The sequence below is a fragment of the Mesorhizobium sp. INR15 genome (assembly GCF_015500075.1).
Classification (GTDB): Bacteria; Pseudomonadota; Alphaproteobacteria; order Rhizobiales; family Rhizobiaceae; genus Mesorhizobium.
In genome coordinates, this window is sequence record NZ_CP045496.1 from 1,122,578 (window position 1) to 1,138,698 (window position 16,121).

The 16,121-nt window shown below is 63.5% G+C and carries 15 protein-coding genes; 7 read left to right on the forward strand and 8 right to left on the reverse strand.

The genetic code is table 11. The features are described from left to right. Positions 1-260: 260 nt before the first annotated feature. Positions 261-1,484 (reverse strand): argininosuccinate synthase, encoded by a 1,224-nt coding sequence (locus tag GA829_RS05325; protein WP_195177510.1) that lies wholly within the window; start codon positions 1,482-1,484, stop codon positions 261-263. Between the two features lie 306 nt (positions 1,485-1,790). Here GA829_RS05325 and GA829_RS05330 point away from each other — a divergent pair, with 306 nt between their 5' ends. Further along, entirely contained in the window at positions 1,791-3,863 is a 2,073-nt protein-coding gene (locus GA829_RS05330; RefSeq protein WP_195177511.1) for a putative bifunctional diguanylate cyclase/phosphodiesterase, read from the forward strand. 101 nt (positions 3,864-3,964) lie between these two features. Continuing rightward, entirely contained in the window at positions 3,965-4,606 is a 642-nt protein-coding gene (locus GA829_RS05335) for a LysE family translocator (RefSeq protein WP_195177512.1), read from the forward strand. A gap of 12 nt (positions 4,607-4,618) precedes the next feature. On the opposite strand, the gene GA829_RS05340 is transcribed toward GA829_RS05335, so the two are convergent. Beyond that, on the reverse strand, positions 4,619-5,074 hold the full coding sequence (locus GA829_RS05340; RefSeq protein WP_195177513.1) for a hypothetical protein: 456 nt from the start codon (positions 5,072-5,074) through the stop codon (positions 4,619-4,621). Then, positions 5,071-6,306, reverse strand: coding sequence for a dual-specificity RNA methyltransferase RlmN (gene rlmN, locus GA829_RS05345; RefSeq protein ID WP_195179529.1), 1,236 nt, complete (start codon positions 6,304-6,306; stop codon positions 5,071-5,073). The genes GA829_RS05340 and rlmN overlap by 4 nt, the downstream gene beginning before the upstream one ends. 178 nt (positions 6,307-6,484) lie before the next feature. On the opposite strand from rlmN, the gene GA829_RS05350 reads away from it, so the two are divergent. Then, positions 6,485-7,831, forward strand: a complete 1,347-nt coding sequence (locus GA829_RS05350) for a chloride channel protein (protein WP_195177514.1) — start codon at positions 6,485-6,487, stop codon at positions 7,829-7,831. Between the two features lie 54 nt (positions 7,832-7,885). On the opposite strand, the gene GA829_RS05355 is transcribed toward GA829_RS05350, so the two are convergent. Next, the gene (locus GA829_RS05355; RefSeq protein ID WP_195177515.1) at positions 7,886-8,389 is read right to left on the reverse strand and encodes an invasion associated locus B family protein; all 504 of its coding nucleotides are present in this window, start codon (positions 8,387-8,389) and stop codon (positions 7,886-7,888) included. 342 nt (positions 8,390-8,731) lie between these two features. On the opposite strand from GA829_RS05355, the gene GA829_RS05360 reads away from it, so the two are divergent. Then, positions 8,732-10,045: an IS701 family transposase gene (locus GA829_RS05360; RefSeq protein WP_374940380.1), complete on the forward strand. Its 1,314-nt coding sequence runs from the start codon at positions 8,732-8,734 to the stop codon at positions 10,043-10,045. A gap of 58 nt (positions 10,046-10,103) precedes the next feature. Here the strand turns inward: GA829_RS05360 and GA829_RS05365 are convergent, their stop codons facing one another. After that, positions 10,104-10,466: a YkvA family protein gene (locus tag GA829_RS05365; protein WP_195177516.1), complete on the reverse strand. Its 363-nt coding sequence runs from the start codon at positions 10,464-10,466 to the stop codon at positions 10,104-10,106. Between the two features lie 86 nt (positions 10,467-10,552). After that, positions 10,553-10,849, reverse strand: a complete 297-nt coding sequence (locus tag GA829_RS05370; RefSeq protein WP_195177517.1) for a 4a-hydroxytetrahydrobiopterin dehydratase — start codon at positions 10,847-10,849, stop codon at positions 10,553-10,555. A 92-nt stretch (positions 10,850-10,941) separates the two neighbouring features. On the opposite strand from GA829_RS05370, the gene GA829_RS05375 reads away from it, so the two are divergent. Beyond that, the gene (locus GA829_RS05375) at positions 10,942-11,460 is read left to right on the forward strand and encodes a low molecular weight protein-tyrosine-phosphatase (protein ID WP_195177518.1); all 519 of its coding nucleotides are present in this window, start codon (positions 10,942-10,944) and stop codon (positions 11,458-11,460) included. Here GA829_RS05375 and thpR read toward each other — a convergent pair. Then, a complete protein-coding gene (thpR, locus tag GA829_RS05380) occupies positions 11,364-11,960 on the reverse strand; it encodes an RNA 2',3'-cyclic phosphodiesterase (protein WP_195177519.1) in 597 nt (198 codons plus the stop codon). The two genes, GA829_RS05375 and thpR, sit on opposite strands and share 97 nt — an antisense overlap. 134 nt (positions 11,961-12,094) lie before the next feature. Next, positions 12,095-12,739: an arylesterase gene (locus tag GA829_RS05385; RefSeq protein WP_195177520.1), complete on the reverse strand. Its 645-nt coding sequence runs from the start codon at positions 12,737-12,739 to the stop codon at positions 12,095-12,097. Between the two features lie 97 nt (positions 12,740-12,836). Between GA829_RS05385 and GA829_RS05390 the strand changes: the two genes are divergently transcribed. Both GA829_RS05390 and GA829_RS05395 read left to right on the forward strand, forming a co-directional pair. Further along, complete coding sequence (locus GA829_RS05390; RefSeq protein ID WP_195177521.1) at positions 12,837-13,547, forward strand: ABC transporter ATP-binding protein; 711 nt, start codon at positions 12,837-12,839, stop codon at positions 13,545-13,547. Continuing rightward, positions 13,547-16,096, forward strand: a complete 2,550-nt coding sequence (locus tag GA829_RS05395) for an ABC transporter permease (protein WP_195177522.1) — start codon at positions 13,547-13,549, stop codon at positions 16,094-16,096. Before GA829_RS05390 ends, GA829_RS05395 begins: the two co-directional genes overlap by 1 nt. The last annotated feature ends 25 nt before the right edge of the window (positions 16,097-16,121 follow it).

The following is a 16,121-nucleotide window of genomic DNA, read 5'->3' on the forward strand; positions in this document are numbered from 1 at the left end:
GTGCTTCGCGCCTGCTTGCGAGGACTGGCACCCTGCCAAGAGAGCGACCGTCGCAAGCAGAAGAAAAATACCGTCTTTCACCATCTAGCCCCTCAATTCTGCGAGACAACTAAGATGGGGCTGTCAAAAGGTCAACGGGAAGCGACCTCGGTAAGTCTAGTCTTTCTTACATTAGGAGGACAAAATAAAAACCCGGCGAGGCGCCGGGTTTTTCTTGTGCCGCTTCTGCTTTGATGGGGCAGTTCCCTGCCGTTCGGACATCAGCCCTTGCGGTTGCGCGCGGCAAGCGTCCTCAGCCGCAGCGCGTTGAGGCGGATGAAACCCGCTGCGTCCTTCTGGTCGTAGGCGCCGCGATCGTCCTCGAAGGTGACCAGCGCGTCGGAATAGAGCGTCTTTTTCGACTTGCGGCCGGTGACGATGACGTTGCCCTTGTAGAGCTTCAGCCGCACCGTGCCCTCGACGTCTTCCTGGCTCTTGTCGATCATCGCCTGCAGCATCAGGCGCTCGGGCGCGAACCAGAAGCCGTTGTAGATCAGCTCGGCGTAGCGCGGCATGAACTCGTCCTTGAGGTGGCCGGCACCACGGTCAAGCGTGATCGATTCGATGGCGCGGTGGGCCACGATCAGGATGGTGCCGCCGGGCGTCTCGTAGACGCCACGCGATTTCATGCCGACGAAGCGGTTCTCGACCAGATCCAGGCGGCCAATGCCATTGTCGCGGCCAAGATCGTTGAGCGCGGCCAGCATCGTCGCCGGGGACAGTTTCTTGCCGTTCAGGGCTACGGGATCGCCCTTGAGGAATTCGATCTCGATCTCGGTGACGGCGTCGGGCGCATCCATCGGCGAGATGGTGCGCTGGTGGACGAATTCCGGCGGTTCGCTCCACGGATCTTCCAGCACCTTGCCCTCGGAAGAGGAGTGCAGGAGGTTGGCGTCAACCGAGAACGGCGCCTCGCCGCGTTTGTCCTTTGCCACCGGGATCTGGTGCTGCTCGGCGAAGTTGATGAGGTCGGTGCGCGACTTGAACGTCCAGTCGCGCCACGGCGCGATGACCTTGATGTCGGGGTTGAGCGCATAGGCGGAAAGCTCGAAACGAACCTGGTCGTTGCCTTTGCCGGTGGCGCCATGGGCGATCGCATCGGCACCTACTTCTTTTGCGATCTCGACCAGATGCTTGGAGATCAGCGGCCGCGCGATCGAGGTGCCCAGCAGATAGGTGCCTTCGTAGACGGTGTTGGCGCGGAACATCGGGAAGACGAAGTCGGCAACGAATTCCTCGCGCACGTCGACGACACGGATGTCCTTGATGCCCATCATCTCGGCCTTGCGGCGCGCCGGCTCCAATTCGCCACCCTGGCCGAGATCGGCGGTGAAGGTGACGACTTCGGCGCCGAGCTCGGTCTGCAGCCATTTCAGGATGATGGAAGTGTCGAGGCCGCCGGAATAGGCGAGCACGACTTTCTTGACGTCTTTACCCTTGGACATGTTTACTCCGTCGATGGCGGACGCGCCCAAAAGGCGCCGTGGATTGTCGCAGCGCCTTTTAGCAGGAACGGCAAAGCGAGCAAGCAGGCCAGAGCTGGTCGAAGTCATGGCCGATGCTGGACAGACTGGACCAGGCTATCCAGCCGCAACCCACCGCAACCGCAAGATGTGTTTCATGGCGTGATTTAATCAAGTTTTCATGCCTTGCCACTATCCGGAAAGGCGAAGCCACACCGGCACCGCAACCAGGCCGCGACAGCTTCGCTTGTTTCGCCGCAGGCACTTCCTCGGGCTTGGGACCATTCGATGCGGGTCATATCGTGTATCGCCACGGAGCATAATCTGTGGCTCGTGCTTCTGGCGGCGTTGATCTGCGTCACCGGCTGCTGGGTGACGGTCGGGCTCTTCGACCGCGCCAGGAAGACCGCCGGCGTGCAGATGCGTGGCTGGCTGTTCCTCACGGCGGTCGCTGCCGGGTCTTCGATCTGGTGCACGCATTTCATCGCCATGCTGGCCTATCAGCCCGGCGCGCCGATCACTTTCGATCCGGTGCTCACCATGATCTCGCTGGTCATCGCCATTGCCGGAACCGGGGCAGGCTTCGCTCTTGCATCCGGTAACCGCGGACGTTTCACCCCCGAATTTGGCGGATGCATCGTCGGGTTGGCGATTTCAGCCATGCACTATACCGGCATGATGGCGTATCACGTTGCCGGCATCGTCGAATGGGACAGCCTCTACGTCGCCGCTTCGCTCGTCATCTCGGTGGTCTTCTCGGCCGCCGCCATAGGCCAGGTTGTGCGCCGGTCCTATCGGATGGCGGAACATGTCGGTGCCGGACTGCTCGTGCTGGCGATCGTCGGCCTTCATTTCACCGGGATGGCGGCGGTGGCGGTGACGCCAATGTCCTTCATCAGCACCGGCACCAACCCGGAGATTCTCGTGGCGATGGCCGTCGCGGTCGCCGTTGTCGGGCTGATTGTCGCCGCCACCGGCTTCGCCAGCTACCTGATCGATGAGCGCGGCCGCCTGGAAAGCTTCGAGCGGCTTCAGCACCTCGCCCTCAATGATGCGCTCACCGGCCTGCCCAACCGCGTCAGCTTCACCGACCGGCTCGACCATGAGATCGAGCGGGCCGGCGAAGACGCGGAAACCATGACCGCCGTCATTGTCATCGATCTCGACCGCTTCAAGGAGATCAACGATCTCAGGGGGCACGCGGCGGGAGATCAGGCGCTCAAGATCGTGGCCCGCCGACTGGCGAAACTGACCGGTGACGGCGAATTCGTCGCCCGGCTGGGCGGCGATGAATTCGCCGCGATCAAGCGCTTCAAGGAGCAGAAGGATCTGATCGGCTTGGTTTCGAGACTGGAGAAGTCCTTGTTCGAGCCGCTGCAGATCGAGGAGTTCGAAATCGCCACGGGTGCCAGCATCGGCGTTGCCGTCTTTCCGCGCGACGGCGCCGATCGGGAGCGGCTGGTCAGCAACGCCGATCTCGCCATGTACCGGGCCAAGAACGACGTCTCGCGGGCCGTCTGCTTTTATGAATCCGCCATGGACGAGACCGCGCGGGCGCGCCGCGCACTGGCGACCGATCTTCGTCACGCGGTCGAGCGCAGCGAGCTTTCGCTCCACTACCAGGTGCAGACCTCGGTACAAACCGGCGCGATTTGCGGCTATGAGGCGCTGCTGCGCTGGACCCATCCCGAACATGGCATGATACCGCCAGCCGAGTTCATTCCGATCGCAGAGGAGAACGGCTCCATCCTGGCTATCGGCGAATGGGTGCTGCGGACGGCGTGCCGCCAGGCGGCATCGTGGGACAATGACTACAAGATCGCGGTCAACCTCTCGCCGGTGCAGTTCGCCCATGCCGACCTTGCCAAGCTGGTCCACCAGATTCTGGTCGAAACCGGCCTGTCGCCGAAGCGGCTGGAGCTCGAGCTGACCGAATCGACGATCATCGCCGACAAGGTCCGCACGCTGCATGTCCTGCGCCAGATCAAGACGCTGGGCGTGACGATCGCCATAGACGATTTCGGTACCGGCTATTCGTCGCTCGACACACTGCGCTCATTTCCCTTCGACAAGATCAAGCTCGACCGTTCGTTCATGGCCGATGTCGAACGCAGCCCGCAGGCCAAGGCAATCATCCGGGCGGTGCTGACCTTGGGGCGCAGCCTCGAAATCCCGGTGCTTGCCGAAGGCGTCGAAACGCATGTCCAGATGTCCATCCTGCAAGTGGAAGGCTGCAACGAGGCACAAGGCTATTTCCTTGGCCGCCCCAAGCCGATCGATCAGATCCTGTTTGCCCAAGCCCTGGCCGACGCCGACGTCGAGACCGTTTCGCGCGTGGGACCGGTGCCGAAATACGCCTGAACCGGCAGCTGAACGTCGGCGCGGCAGGCGCCTTTCAGGGATGTCTGGCGCCAGCGTAACGCTTCCTATATAGGCTGCGCGTCTTCCTTTCGGGGCCGCGTATGTCCTTCATTCCCGACACCACCACGCTCATCCAGTTCTCGATCGCCATACTCATCCTGGCCATCACGCCGGGGCCTGACATGACGCTGTTCGTCAGCCGGACGCTCAGCCAGGGGCGCGCCGCCGGGTTTGCCTCGATGGCGGGCGCGTTCTGCGGGACGGTCATTCACACGACGCTGGTCGTGGTCGGGGTCTCGGCGTTGATCGTCGCATCGCCGATGGCCTTCTTCGCGCTCAAGATTTTCGGCGCCGGTTATCTCGTTTTCCTGGCGTGGCAGGCGGTCACCAAGGGTTCGGCTTTTTCGCCCGAGAAGAAGACGGGACCGCAAATCTCGCTGTTTCGCAGCTGGGCCGCCGGGCTCGGCGTCAACCTGCTCAATCCGAAGATCATCCTGTTTTTCATGACCTTCCTGCCGCAATTCGTGTCGGCTCACGACCCCAACGCGCCGGAAAAACTTTTCTTCCTCGGCACGATGTTCATCGTGATTTCGATACCGGTGACGGTGCCGATGGTGCTGGCGGCGGAAAGGTTCGCGGCGGCGATGAAAGCCAGCCCGCGCGTGACACGCGTCGTCGACTATCTGTTCGCCGGCGTGTTCTCGGCCTTCGCGCTCAAGATCCTGACGGCGCAGGCGAAATAGGAGAAGCCGGAGCTAGGCCCTGCCGGCCTCGTGCCAGCTTCCGGCCCAGCGCCCGGCGCTGAACCAGTAAAAGATGCCGCCAACCATGCCGCCGCCGATGACGGCGGCGATGGCGCGCGGCTCGCTGACCGCGAAACCGGCATCGGCCATCCTGTGGGAGAAGCCGAGGAAGACGCCGGCGGTCACGGCGCCGCCAAGGGCATAGAACAGCCAGTCGCGCCGGCCAAGGATTTCAGAAACGAGGATGACGACAATCGCCGGCATGAAGGCGAAATAGGCGACGAACAGTGCTGCAAAGGGGACCGAGAACCACAACGAAGCGGGCACGGCCGACGGTGCATCGTTTGCCAGCAAGCCGGTGGAGGCCAGGAACATGATGTTGAGGAAGGCGCTGGCCGCCAATGAGGCGACGGCATAGCCGAACAGGATGACGGCGAAGCGGACGACATAGGCAATGAGACGGCTCACGCCTCGCCGTGCCCCGCGATCATCATGGCTTCGAGCGCCAGCCGGTCGACCTTGCGCATGCGCTCGGAGTCCGACTTCAGCTGGCCGCAGGCGGCAAGAATGTCGCGGCCACGCGGGGTGCGGATCGGCGAGGCATAGCCGGCATTGTTGATGTAGTCAGCGAATTTCTCGATCGTCTCCCAGTCCGAGCACTGGTAGTTGGTGCCCGGCCATGGGTTGAACGGGATCAGGTTGATCTTGGCCGGAATGCCCTTGAGCAGCTTGATCAGGCCCTTGGCGTCCTCAATGGAATCGTTGACGTCCTTCAGCATCACATATTCGAAGGTGATGCGCTTGGCATTCGACAGGCCGGGATAGGCGCGGCAGGCCTCGATCAGGTCCTTCAGCGGATACTTCTTGTTGATCGGCACCAGAAGGTCGCGCAAATCGTCGTTGGTGGCATGCAGCGAGATCGCCAGCATGACGCCGATCTCCTCGCCGGTGCGGAAAATCTCCGGCACGACACCGGAGGTCGACAGCGTGATGCGTCTTTTCGACAGGGAAAGCCCGTCGCCATCGGACGCGATCAGCAGTGCCGCCTTCACCGCCTCGAAATTGTAGAGCGGCTCGCCCATGCCCATCATGACGATGTTGGACACTTTGCGGCCCTCTGCCGGCACGATGGCGCCGTCCGGCGTGTCGCGGTCGGGGAAGTCGCCGAGCCGGTCGCGCGCGGTGAGCAGTTGCCCGAGGATTTCCTCAGCCGTCAGGTTGCGCACCAGCTTCTGCGTGCCGGTGTGGCAGAAGGAACAGGTCAGCGTGCAGCCGACCTGCGAGGAGATGCAAAGCGTGCCACGACCCTCTTCCGGGATGTAGACGGTCTCGATCTCGACCGGGCGGCCGGCGCCGCGCGGCGGAAAGCGGAACAGCCATTTGCGCGTGCCATCTGCGGAGATCTGCTCCTCGACGATTTCCGGCCGGGCGACGGTAAAGTGCTTGTCGAGTTCGGCGCGCAGGTCCTTGGAAATGTTGAACATGCCGGCGAAATCGGAGACGCCGCGCACATACATCCAGTGCCACAACTGCTGGGTGCGCATCTTGGCCTGGCGTTCCGGAACGACGCCCGAGGCGACCAAGGCCGCGCCGAGTTCGGCCCGGGTCAGGCCGATCAGCGACGGTTTTTCGGGCGTTGCGGCGCGGGCGCGCAACGCGTCACGGGCGCCTTCGGCGGTAAGATCAAGCGATAGGGTCATGGCGGCGCTTATATAGGGACGGCTCACGGCCGATCCAGCAGAGTGTCTTGAACAAGCGCGGCGCATAGCACAGGTTGCGGGCGGAGTCATGGCCTATGCCTGGAGTTGGCGCCGGGATGCCGGTTTAATCGCTCGACCGCCTGTGTTAGGGCTCGGACTTCCCCGAGCGAGGACAGACATGGCCGGCAAATCGCGAAAATATCCCATGCTGCGGCGTTCGCGCGCGATGTGGGGCTCGCGGCGCGTCTGGCAGCCGCGCCTGGTGTTCTGGGCCGGCGCCATCTGCATTGGCCTGATCAGCGTGCTGTTCGCGGTGCTGGCCGACAAGGCGCAAGGCCTGTTCCATGTCATCACCGGCAATGGCGGCGGCTGGCGGTTCTATCTGCCGCTGGTCATGACGCCGGTCGGTTTCGTGCTCTGCGCGTGGCTGGCTTACGCCTTCTTTCCGGGTTCGCAAGGCAGCGGCATCCCGCAGGCGATCGCTGCCCGGCATCTGCGCGATGACGACGATCGAAACCATCTGCTTTCGTTGCGGCTGGCGGCGGGAAAGATCGCGCTCACCCTTGTCGGCCTGTTCTGCGGCGCCTCCATTGGCCGCGAGGGCCCGACCGTGCAGGTGGGCGCCTCGCTGATGCTGCAATCGGCGCGCTGGGGCGGCATGGCGCAGGCGCGCGGGCTGATCCTCGCCGGTTCGGCCGCCGGCATCGCCGCCGCCTTCAACACGCCGCTTGCCGGCATCGTCTTCGCCATTGAGGAGATGGGCCGCACCTATGAAGCCCGCACCAACGGTCTGGTGCTGACGGCGGTGATCCTGGCCGGTCTCGCCTCTCTTGGGCTCGTTGGCAACTACACCTATTTCGGCGTCTCGAAGGACACGATCTCCTTTGCCGCCGACTGGCCGCTGGTGCTTTCCTGCGGCGTCATCGGTGGCGGCTGCGGAGCGCTGTTCTCGCTGCTGGCGCTGAAGGCGACGCGGCGCATCCGCCGCTGGAACACGGCGCAGCCCTTGCGCCGCGCGCTGTTGGTGGCGGCAATCTGCGGCTTGGCGGTGGCGGTGATCGGCATCGCATCGGGCGGGCTGACCTTCGGCACAGGTTATGCGCAGGCGCGCAGCGCCGTGGAGGGTACGCCGCTGCCCTGGTTCTTCTTCGCCGAGAAATTCGCGGCCGGGCTCTTGTCGATGGTATCAGGCATTCCCGGCGGCATTTTCGCGCCGTCCCTGGCAGTGGGAGCCGGCATCGGCAGCTCGCTCGGCCTGATCTTCGGCAGCAGCGCCGGCGTCGCGGCCTTGCTCGGCATGGCCGGTTATTTCGCCGGCGTGGTGCAGGCGCCGATGACGGCCTTCGTCATCATCCTCGAAATGACCGGCAACCATGACAACGTCATCGGCCTGATGTGCGCATCGATGCTGGGCTACGGCACGGCGCGGCTCATCTCGCACGAGCCGCTCTATCACGCGCTGTCGCGTGTCTTCATCGCGGATGCCATCCGGCGCCGGCGGGCCGAGACAGGCGCCCAGGGGTGAAAAGCAAAAAGGCCGGGTTTGCGGCCCGGCCTTTCGTTCAAATGGGGCGATTGTCTATTTGCACTTGGCGATCGACGAGAGCGCGGCTGAAATGCCCTTCAGCGAAAACACATAGGTTGTCGGGTTGCCACGGCCTGATTTGGCCGACACTTTCATGTCGGTGCCGGTCTTCATGGCGGCGATCAGAACCGGCTCCTCGGCGGCGTTCTCGACCCAGGCCGACTTGCCGCGCGTGAACATCGAGAACGACTTCTTGTCGATCGTGACAGTGGCCTTGGAGCCTTCCTGGAAATTGTAGCCGGCGATGAATTGCGGCTCGTAGGACACCTGCTGGCCGGGCCGCTGGCTGACGAAGAAGAACATGTCGCCATGGTCGAGCGTCGGCGGCTGCTTGTCGGTCGGCACGGTCAAGACGTAGCAGACCTTGCCGCCCGACGCCTGGTAGCTGTAGGTGCCCCAGGCATTGTGCTGGCCGATCTTGGTCGCCGACTGCGCCAGCGCCGGCGCTGCCACGGCCACCAGGACCAGGCTCGAAACTAGTGCAATCAATCCGCGCATCGCTTTTCCCGTATTCCAACTGGTGCGGCGGCAGGCCGGCTAGCGTCCTGCCCGTCGCTTCATTTTGATTTAATCTGGGTTACCAAACGGTGAACTTCCTTCGAGAAAAGGACCCTCACCCAGTAAACCGCCACCATCTCCGCGCCGCCGCCCTTGAAAGCCGCCTACACGATGTCCCTGGCGCGACTTGGAGGCCACGAAAGCGGCAAGAGTTTGACTTTCTGGCCGAGCGGCAAAAGCGGCCATCGACGGGTGCCTAGCACTACTTTGGCATTTTTTAGCAACGGGTGAGTTTTTGTGATTCCCAAGAGGGGGTTTGCGTGATTCATGGGAGGTCGGCTTATGGAGGGCCGATCAATGGAGGTGGACTGGCAAGCCGATCTGGATCGCTGGCTCGGGCCGTTTATCGCGGCGCTACGGCACAAGACGAGGGCACGGATGTGTCCGGCCTATATCGCTGGGTTGATTGGTCCAGGAGATCGCAAGAGCGTTCAGCCGATGGCGGCGCGCACTGGCGAGGTCGGCTACGATCAGCTTCATCATTTCGTCGCTGCCGGAGTTTGGGACAGTGCTCCACTCGAGGCTGCCCTGCTGAAGGAGGCAGATGGCCTGGTTGGCGATGAGGCTGGCTTTCTTGTCATCGATGACACGGCGTTGCCCAAGAAGGGACGTCACTCGGTTGGCGTCGCGCCACAATATGCCTCGTCGCTTGGGAAGACGGCCAATTGTCAATCGCTGGTCTCGGTAACGCTGGCCTCGCGCGAGGTGCCGGTGATGGTGGGCCTGCGGCTATTCCTGCCCGAGAGCTGGACGGATGATCCTGAGCGCATGGCGCGGGCCCATGTGCCGAAGGATAGACAGACGGCTCTGACAAAGCCGGAGATTGCGATCGAGGAGATCGACCGCGTCATCGCCTCCGGTGCGCGTTTCGGCTGTGTGCTTGCCGATTCAGGGTACGGCTCCAGTGGGCCTTTCCGACAGGCTTTGAGCAAGCGCGGTCTGCTGTGGGCGGTGGGTCTGTCGCGACGCCAGAACGTCTATCCCGCCGACGTTGCCCTGATTTTCCCCGTCGCGAAGACTGGAAAGCCCCGCAAATACCACATCCCTGATCAGCCCCCGGTCTGTGCTGAAGCGTTGTTGGCCGCAGGGAAATGGCAAAGGGTCAGCTGGCGGCGAGGCACCAAGGGTCGGCTGACATGTCTCTTCGCGGCCCGCCGTGTCCGCGTTGCGGATGGCCATAAGCACCGCATGCTCGATAATCGTATGCAGTGCATGCCGGGCGACGAGGTCTGGCTCGTCGGCGAGCGCCGGTCGACTGGCGAGCAAAAATACTATGTGTCGAACCTGCCGGCCGATGCGAGCCTCAAGATGCTCGCTGCCACGATCAAAGCCAGATGGGTCTGTGAGCAGGCGCATCAGCAGCTCAAGGAGGAACTCGGCCTCGACCACTTCGAAGGCAGATCCTGGACCGGGTTACACCGACACGCCCTGATGACCATGATCGCCTACGCCTTCCTCCAAGCCCGCCGCCTCAAAGCAGCGGGCCGGAAAAAAAAGAGTCGGAGGACCGCCGCCACAACCGAGCATGCCGGCCATCAGGCAAGCCATCCTCGACCTCTTCGCACGGCCGCCACCCAGGCGATGCCCCCACTGTGAGAAACTCCTCGCCGACGCCGTCGAACCTAAAGTGCCAAAGTAGTGCTAGGCGCCCGACTCAGCTTTTGTCGGCGATTGCCTGCTTGGCGGCCTGCCTGTGGGCCGGCGTGATGTGGGCGCTGACGGCGGTGATGGCGGCGGTCAGTACCGCGATGTCGTCGGTAAAGCCGATCCCGAAGATGAAGTCGGGGATGACGTCCACCGGCAGCACGAAATAGCCCAGCGCCGCGAGAAGGATGCCCTTGGCGCGCAGCGGCGTGTTCTTGTCCATGGCGCAATAGTAGGCGGCAACCACCTCTTCCATGAACGGAATCTGCCTGGCGGCCTTCTTGGCGGTGCGCCAGAATTTCTCGCGCACTTCGCTCTCGTTGCCCGGCTTGCCGCCAAAGCCGAAGAAGTCAAAACCCTGTTCTTGCGCCATCAATCTCTCCTTGCGAGCACATGCGCCGTGTTTCGCGCATGCTCGCGGGAGAAAATGTGGTGAAAGCCAACCGTCACTGCAAGAGTTCAACCGCTGAAATAGCGGTTCATCTTCCCGGCCATCTCGAAATCGAGCACGCTGAGGCCACCGACATCATGGGTGTTCAGCATGACTTCAACGGTCTTGTAGACGTTCGACCATTCGGGATGGTGGTCCATCTTTTCCGCGGCAAGCGCGACACGGGTCATGAAGGCGAAGGCTTCTGAGAAATTCTTGAAGGTGAAGGTGCGGCTGATGGATCCGGCATCCTCCGCCAATGACCAGCCGGCGACATCGGCCAGCGCCTTGGCCGCCGCGTCTTTGCTCAGTTTCTCTCTCGCCATGTTCGCTTCCCGTGCTATTTCGATTGAAGCCACCACCATAGTGCATATCGCGGTTTTGAGACAACGACATGCGCCGGAGCCGCCTGGGATCAATGCCTGCGAAGCCTGTAAAATCCATTCTTTTCGTCTGCCTCGGCAATATCTGCCGGTCGCCGCTGGCCGAGGGGGTCTTCCGCGCCGTGCTTGCCGAGCGCGGGTTGGATCAGGACATCCTGCTCGGTTCAGCCGGCACCGGCGGCTGGCATGCCGGCTCCGCCCCCGATCCGCGATCGATCGCGATTGCCGCGCGGCACGGCGTCGACATTTCCGGGCAGAAGGCGCGCAAGGTGGTAGCGGATGATTTCTCGCGCTTCGACCTGATCCTCGGCATGGACCGGGCAAATGTCCGGGATCTCATGGAAATCGCACCGATCGGTCAGCGCGGCCGGGTGCAGTTGTTCATGGAATGCGCCGAGGGCAAGATACGGGACGTGCCGGATCCCTACTATGACGGGGTGGAAGCGTTCGCCTCCGTCTACCGCATGGTGCGCGAGGCGTCGGAAGCATTGGCGACAAGGCTAGCGGCGCGGGCGTCACTGCCCGTCAGCGGCCAGGCTTCCTCGACGATATAGGGGCCGCCACCGACGGAATCGCGCGACGACATCAGCACGAAGCGGCCGATCCGGAACGGCAGTGTCGAAAAATTGCCGCGCGCCGACAGATACTGGGCAACGTCGAGCGGCGTGGAGTTGCGCAACCTGGCCAGCGTCACATGCGGCATGAACTTGCGCGGATCGGCGGGAATGCCGAGCCGCTGGCAGATGCGGTCGATCTCGCCCTGCAGTGCCGCAAGTTCAGGCGAGGCGGAAGCACCGGCCCATACCGCATGCAGCTTCTTCTGGCCGAAGGCGCCGACACCGGACAGCGCTAGGGAGAAGGATGGGCGGTGAACACGGTCGAGCGCGTTGGCGATCTCGTCGGCGATATGGCCAGGGACATCGCCGATGAAGCGCAGCGTCAGGTGGTAGTTTTCGACATCGATCCAGCGGGCCCCGGGCAGGCCGCCCCGCAGCAGGGACAGCGAAAGGGCTGCATCACGCGGAATTTCGAGGGCGGTGAAAAGACGCGGCATGAAGAGCCTCCCTTCCTCGAATCGAACTATGCCCCTAGCGAATCATCGAAAATCGAACGGAGCAAGCGGTTTGTTCGTCACAGCTTTGTCTTAAAAGTTTCCACAGCGGCATGTCGGGCGCTCGGCCGCTTCCATCAGGCGCCACCTGGCACCGCCGAAATGGCCTTTTCGACGGTCGGCAGGATGTTCTCGACCATCTGGTCGATACCTTTGGCATTCGGATGCATGCCGTCTTCGAGTTGCAGGCCGGGTAGGCCCGCGACCCCGTCGAGAAAGAACGGGTAGAGCGGAACGCCATATTTCGCCGCCAATGCAGGAAAGATCGCGTCGAAGGCCTTCTGATAGTCGGCGCCGAGATTGGGCGCGGCGCGCATGCCGGCGAGCAGTACGGGAATCTTGCGCTCTTTCAGCCGGGCCAGCATGGCGTCGAGATTCTTTTGCGTGATTTCGGGCGAAACGCCGCGCAGCATGTCGTTGGCGCCGAGCTCAAGGATGACCAGTTGCGTCCCGTCCGGCACCGACCAATCGAGCCGCGCCAGGCCACCGCTCGACGTGTCTCCGGAAACGCCGGCATTGGCGATCACCACATCGTGACCCCTGGCACGCAGGGCCGCACCCAATTTGTCGGTAAAGCCGTCGCCCGGCCCGAGGCCGAAGCCAGCCATCAGGCTGTCACCAAAGCCGACGATTTTGAAGGGCTCGGCGCGCGCCGACGAAATGGCGCCGCAAATCCCGAGGAAAAGGATCAGGGCGGCGGCAACACTGTGTTTGAAAGCCATGCGGCAGGCCCCATATGACCAAGAACATTCTTCCGGCGAAGGTCGTTTCCGTAAACCAGAGACTGACCCTCTCCCTCCCATATAGGACGATTTCATTTTGACAGAAGCCGTCATTGCGCTGAAAGACGTATCGCTGACATTGGGCGAAGGGGCCTCATCGGTCCATGTGCTGAAGGGCGTCAGCCTCGATGTCGCTGATGGAGAGGCGACCGGCATCGTCGGGCCTTCCGGCTCCGGCAAGTCCACTTTGCTGATGGTCTTGGCCGGCCTGGAAAAAGTCGATTCGGGTACGATACGAATCGCGGGTGAGTTGCTCAACGGCAAAAGCGAGGATCAGATTGCCTCGTTTCGGGGCCGAAACATTGGCATCGTGTTTCAGTCCTTCCATCTTATTCCCAACATGACGGCGCTCGAAAATGTCTCGGTTCCTCTCGAACTGGCCGGTCACGCCGATCCATTCGGGGTGGCGGCACGGGAGTTGGCGGCGGTCGGCCTGAGCGATCGCGTCACCCATTATCCCGGCGAGCTCTCGGGCGGCGAACAGCAGCGCGTGGCGATCGCCCGGGCGCTGGCGCCTTCGCCACGCATCCTGATCGCCGATGAACCGACCGGCAATCTTGACCAAGCGACGGGGCGGCAGGTCGCCGACCTTCTGTTCGCCAAGGCGGCGGAACGCGGCATGACGCTGGTGCTGGTCACCCATGATCCGGCGCTCGCGGCGCGCTGCTCGCGCCAGGTTTCAATGCGTTCGGGCCGAATCGAGGATGCGCCAGGGCTGGCCCCGGAACTGGCCAAGGTGCCGGCCTGATGCCGCTGTCGCAAACGCTGAGGCTCGCGGTGCGGTTCTCGCTGCGCGAAATGCGCGGCGGCCTGTCCGGCTTCCTGATCTTCCTTGCCTGCATCGCGCTTGGCGTCGCGGCAATCGGCGGCGTCAATTCGGTCGCTCGCGCCATCACCGCGGGGGTCGCCAATCAAGGCCAGACATTGCTTGGCGGCGACCTGCGTTTCCAGATCAACCAGCGTGATGCGACGCCAGCCGAACAAGGCTTTTTCAGTGAGCTGGGCGCGGTGTCGCGCAGCTCCGGCATGCGCTCGATGGCCCGCCTCGAAGACGGCTCCGACCAGGCGCTGGTCGAGGCCAAGGCGGTCGACGACGCCTATCCGCTCTTTGGCGCGCTGGAGACCGAACCGGCACTATCGAAACAGCAGCTGTTCGGCGAGCAGTCCGGTGTTTTCGGCGCCACGGCACCCGACCTTCTGTTCGACCGGCTGCATCTCCAGATCGGTGACCGGGTGAAGCTCGGCACCGCAACATTCGAACTGCGGGCCAGGCTTGTGACCGAGCCGGACGCGGTGTCGGAGGGTTTCGGTTTCGCGCCGCGGCTGATGATATCGGCGCAAGGGCTGGCCGCCACCGGCCTGGTGCAGCCGGGCAGCCTCGTCGAAAATGCCTACAAGATCCGCCTCCCCGCCGATGCCGACGAGGCGCGGCTCAAGACAATCCAGGATCAGGCCGCCAGGGATTTTCCCGAGGCGGGCTGGTCGGTCCGTACGCGCAGCAACGCAGCGCCCGCGCTGTCTTCCAACATCGAGCGGTTCTCGCAGTTCCTGACGCTGGTCGGGCTGACGGCGCTGGTGGTCGGCGGTGTCGGCGTCGCCAATGCGGTGCGCGCCTATCTCGACGGCAAGCGCGGTGTCATCGCCACATTCAAGAGCCTCGGCGCTTCGGGCGGCTTTGTCTTTGCCGTTTACCTCGTACAGATCCTGATCATCGCGGCGCTCGGCATTGTGCTTGGCCTTGTGCTCGGCGCGCTGATGCCGTTCGCGGCGAGCGCCGCCTTGCAATCGGTCATTCCGGTGCCGGCCGAAGCGGGTTTCTACCCCGGTGCGCTCGGCATGGCGGCGCTGTTTGGGCTGCTGGTGACATTGGCCTTCGCGCTGCTGCCGCTTGGCCGCGCCCGCGACATACCGGCGACGGCGCTGTTTCGCGAAATGGGGCTTGAGGGCCGTGGGTTTCCGCGGGCGGTCTATGTCGTGGCGGCTTTTGGCATCGCGCTTGTGCTGGCGGCGCTGGCGATCCTGCTTTCCGGTGACCAGCGCATCGCCTCGATCTTCGTCAGCGCCACCATCTTCGCCTTCCTGGTGCTGCGCCTGGTCGGCGCAGTGGTGCAGTGGATTGCCAGGAAGAGCCCGCGCGTGCGCTTTGTCGCGCTTCGCCTTGCCGTCGGCAACATCCATCGGCCAGGGGCGCTGACGCCCTCGGTGGTGCTGTCGCTTGGGCTTGGCCTGACGCTGCTGGTGACGCTGGCGCTGATCGACGGCAACCTCAGGCGGCAGATTTCCGGCAGCTTGCCGGAACGGGCGCCGAACTTCTTTTTCGTCGACATCCAGAGCAGCGACGTCGACGGTTTTTCCGCGCTGATCGGCGCGCAGGCGCCGCAAGGGACGCTGGCCAAGGTGCCGATGCTGCGCGGCCGGGTGATGGCGCTGAACGGCGTCGATGTCGACAAGGTCAAGGTCCCCGCCGAAGGCGCCTGGGTGCTGAAGGGCGATCGCGGCTTGACCTATGACGCCAAGCTTCCCGCCAACGCTACGCTGACGCAAGGCACATGGTGGCCGGACAATTATACCGGCGAACCGCTGGTTTCATTCTCGGCCGAGGAAGGCCGGGAGATCGGCCTGAAGCTAGGCGACACCATCACCATCAATGTGCTTGGGCGCAATGTCACCGCCAGGATCGCCAATTTCCGTCAGGTCCAATGGGAGAGCATGGGCATCAATTTCGTCATGGTGTTCTCGCCCAACACCTTCGCCGGCGCCCCGCACGGCTGGATGGCGACACTGACCGAAAAGAGCGCCACGGCGGCTGACGATGCCCGCCTTCTCAATGCGGTTACCAGGGCCTTCCCGGCAGTGACGACGGTCCGGGTCAAGGATGCGCTCGACATCGTCAACCGGCTGGTCGGGCAGCTCGGCACGGCGATCAGGGCGGCGGCCGGCGTGGCGCTGATCGCTTCGGTGCTGGTGCTGGCGGGCGCGCTCGCCGCCGGCAACCGCGCCCGTATCCATGACGCGGTGGTGCTGAAGACGCTGGGCGCCACACGCAAGACGCTGATCTCGGCCTTCTCGCTCGAATATATGCTGATCGGCCTCGCGACCGCGATTTTCGCGCTTGCCGCCGGTGAGATCGCTGCGTGGTTCGTTGTTGCGCGCATCATGATGCTGCCGGTGCATTTCATGCCTGAAGTCGCGGTGGCCACGATCGTCTTTTCGCTTGTCGTCACGGTAGGCATCGGCCTCGCCGGCACCTGGCGGGTGCTGGGCCACAAGGCAGCGCCGGTGCTGCGCAACCTCTGACGGAGGCCTGTTCGCGGCCCGACTT

Bases quoted from the DNA above. Each gene is read 5' to 3' on its own strand.
- GA829_RS05325 (WP_195177510.1), bottom strand. From the start codon at position 1,484: ATGTCCAAGGGTAAAGACGTCAAGAAAGTCGTGCTCGCCTATTCCGGC.
- GA829_RS05330 (WP_195177511.1), top strand. From the start codon at position 1,791: ATGCGGGTCATATCGTGTATCGCCACGGAGCATAATCTGTGGCTCGTG.
- GA829_RS05335 (WP_195177512.1), top strand. From the start codon at position 3,965: ATGTCCTTCATTCCCGACACCACCACGCTCATCCAGTTCTCGATCGCC.
- rlmN (WP_195179529.1), bottom strand. From the start codon at position 6,306: ATGACCCTATCGCTTGATCTTACCGCCGAAGGCGCCCGTGACGCGTTG.
- GA829_RS05350 (WP_195177514.1), top strand. From the start codon at position 6,485: ATGGCCGGCAAATCGCGAAAATATCCCATGCTGCGGCGTTCGCGCGCG.
- GA829_RS05355 (WP_195177515.1), bottom strand. From the start codon at position 8,389: ATGCGCGGATTGATTGCACTAGTTTCGAGCCTGGTCCTGGTGGCCGTG.
- GA829_RS05360 (WP_374940380.1), top strand. From the start codon at position 8,732: ATGGAGGGCCGATCAATGGAGGTGGACTGGCAAGCCGATCTGGATCGC.
- GA829_RS05365 (WP_195177516.1), bottom strand. From the start codon at position 10,466: ATGGCGCAAGAACAGGGTTTTGACTTCTTCGGCTTTGGCGGCAAGCCG.
- GA829_RS05370 (WP_195177517.1), bottom strand. From the start codon at position 10,849: ATGGCGAGAGAGAAACTGAGCAAAGACGCGGCGGCCAAGGCGCTGGCC.
- GA829_RS05375 (WP_195177518.1), top strand. From the start codon at position 10,942: ATGCCTGCGAAGCCTGTAAAATCCATTCTTTTCGTCTGCCTCGGCAAT.
- thpR (WP_195177519.1), bottom strand. From the start codon at position 11,960: ATGCCGCGTCTTTTCACCGCCCTCGAAATTCCGCGTGATGCAGCCCTT.
- GA829_RS05385 (WP_195177520.1), bottom strand. From the start codon at position 12,739: ATGGCTTTCAAACACAGTGTTGCCGCCGCCCTGATCCTTTTCCTCGGG.
- GA829_RS05395 (WP_195177522.1), top strand. From the start codon at position 13,547: ATGCCGCTGTCGCAAACGCTGAGGCTCGCGGTGCGGTTCTCGCTGCGC.